At 63.4% G+C, this 2301-nt stretch carries 2 protein-coding genes and 1 pseudogene; 2 read left to right on the top strand and 1 reads right to left on the bottom strand.

Features of this window, described 5'->3' with window-relative positions:
* Window positions 1–530 (bottom strand): annotated as a pseudogene (locus EOA86_RS31295) (mechanosensitive ion channel family protein); the annotation flags it as partial.
* Window positions 531–747: 217 nt separating this feature from the next.
* On the opposite strand from EOA86_RS31295, the gene EOA86_RS31290 reads away from it, so the two are divergent.
* Both EOA86_RS31290 and EOA86_RS31285 read left to right on the top strand, forming a co-directional pair.
* On the top strand, window positions 748–2007 hold the full coding sequence (locus EOA86_RS31290) for a sarcosine oxidase subunit beta (RefSeq protein ID WP_095518536.1): 1260 nt from the start codon (window positions 748–750) through the stop codon (window positions 2005–2007).
* 11 nt (window positions 2008–2018) lie between these two features.
* A partial coding sequence (locus EOA86_RS31285) for a sarcosine oxidase subunit delta (RefSeq protein ID WP_128345137.1) occupies window positions 2019–2301 on the top strand: 283 nt, incomplete at its 3' end.

Here is a 2301-nt window from a genome sequence, read left to right as displayed (position 1 = left end):
GGGCTCAGAGCGTCGGACAGCACGTAGCGCTTAGTGAGCAGATTGCGAAACAGCTCGCTGCGCATATTGGCGATCTTGTCGATGAGGCCGCTGATGCGGATCGACAGGTTTTGCGCCGTGGCGATGACAGCATTGATCTCGGCCTTTTGGGACGCCAGCGCCTGGCGTTCGCTGGTCACGATGTCGGGTTCGGGCGGCTGGCCCGCGGCCGGCGGCACCCCGAGCTGATCGAGCCTTGCGTTGATCTCCGAAAGTCGCGGGCGGAAGGCAAGCGCGCTGTTCAGCGCACCTCGCGACATTTCCTCGAGCTGCAGGCGGATATCGACAAGGCTGGCGTCGTCGGCACCGTCCTCCTGGATTTTCTTTTCGAGATTGTCGGTCCTCGTCGTCAGATCCTGCAGGATTTTCTGCTGATCGGCGACCACGCCGGACGCAGCATGGTCAAGCCCCTGCGCCGCCGCATCAAGCGAAAGCGGCGCCGAGGCAACGATCGCCAGGACCAGAACGAAGCGGAGCAGTCGGAAAAGCATGATCGTTTGGCGACTCACAGGCGGTAAGGCGTTCTAAAGCTCGTCCTTGATAAAGACGCTCATACCGGGGAGCAAGCCGTCCGCTCTGTCCGGCGGTCTCGGCGTCGGCCAGTCGAAAAGCGATGGCGCAATATTGGCTTTGCGGCAGCGGCCTGCTCTATAGTGTGCCCCATCGCCCAAAACGGATGACAAAAAGCGAGAACGGATAACAAAAAGAATGGCGGAATATTCGGTCTTTTCGCTTCTCAAAAACGCGCTGACCGGCAACAAGGACTGGAAGCCGGCCTGGCGCAAACCGGACCCTAAGGCGTCCTATGACGTGATTGTCATCGGCGGCGGCGGCCATGGCCTGTCGACCGCCTATTATCTCGCCAAGGAGCACGGCATCACCAATGTCGCCGTGCTGGAGAAGGGCTGGCTCGGATCCGGCAATGTCGGCCGCAACACGACGGCCGTGCGCTCCAACTATCTGCTACCGGCCAACACGCGCTTCTACGAACATTCGATGAAGCTGTGGGAGAACCTCTCGCACGACCTCAACTACAACGTCATGTTCTCGCAGCGGGGCTGCCTCAACCTCGCGCATACACCCGCCCAGCTCGACGATTTTGCCCGCCGCGGCAACGCCATGCGCCATCTCGGCGTCGACGCCGAACTGATGACCACGGCCGAGATCGCACGCCTGGTGCCGGCGCTGGACGTCTCCGCCACGGCGCGCTTCCCAATCGTCGGCGGCCTGATGCAGCGGCGCGCCGGCACCGCCCGCCACGATGCCGTCGCCTGGGGCTATGCGCGCGGCGCCGACCGTCGCGGCGTCGACATCATCGAGAATTGCGAGGTCACCGGCTTCCTGCGCGACGGCGACCGCATATCAGGCGTCTCGACGTCGCGCGGAGAGATCCGCGCCAAGAAAGTGGCGGTCGCGGTGGCCGGCAGCACCGGGCAAGTCATGCGGCTCGCCGGCATCGATACCATGCCGATCGAGAGCCATGTGCTGCAGGCCTTCGTGACGGAATCGCTGAAGCCGTTCATCAACACGGTTCTGACTTTCGGCATGGGCCATTTCTACATGTCGCAGTCCGACAAGGGCGGGCTTGTCTATGGCGGCGACCTCGACGGCTATAACAGCTACGCCCAGCGCGGCAGTTTGCCTGTTGTCGACGAGGTGATGAGCGAGATGCTGGCACTGTTTCCGGGTCTCGCCCGCGTCCGCATGCTGCGCTCATGGGGCGGCGTCTGCGACATGTCGATGGATGGTTCGCCGATCATCACCACCGGTCCGCTGCCGGGCATGTATCTCAACTGCGGCTGGTGCTACGGCGGTTTCAAGGCGACGCCGGCCTCCGGCTGGTGCTTTGCCTGGACCATCGCCAAGGACGAGCCGCACGACTTTAACGCCCCCTTCACGCTCGACCGTTTCCATCGCGGCCTTGTGATCGACGACAAGGGCCAGGGCGCAACGCCTAGGCTGCATTAGGTAGGACATCGATGCTCATCACCTGCCCCTATTGCGGCCCGCGCGACGTCATCGAGTTCACCTATCAGGGCGATGGCAACCGCGAGCGCCCTCAGCCTGCCTCCCAAAACCTCGATGCCTGGAACGCCTATGTCTACAACAGGTTGAACCCGGCGGGCGACCACAACGAGATCTGGCAACATTCCGGCGGCTGCCGCGCCCACCTCAGGGTCGTGCGCAACACGCTGACACACGAGGTCTCCACCGTCGCCTTCGCGCGCGGCGACCACAAATCCGCCGCGCGCCACAAGCCGG

This window comes from Mesorhizobium sp. M5C.F.Ca.IN.020.32.2.1, from assembly GCF_004023105.1.
GTDB lineage: Bacteria > Pseudomonadota > Alphaproteobacteria > Rhizobiales > Rhizobiaceae > Mesorhizobium > Mesorhizobium wenxiniae.
The sequence above is the reverse complement of the archived record's forward strand: the minus strand, read 5'-3'. Positions and strand labels throughout refer to the sequence as shown.

Coding starts and splice junctions, on each gene's coding strand:
- EOA86_RS31290 (WP_095518536.1), top strand. CDS start 748: ATGGCGGAATATTCGGTCTTTTCGCTTCTCAAAAACGCGCTGACCGGC.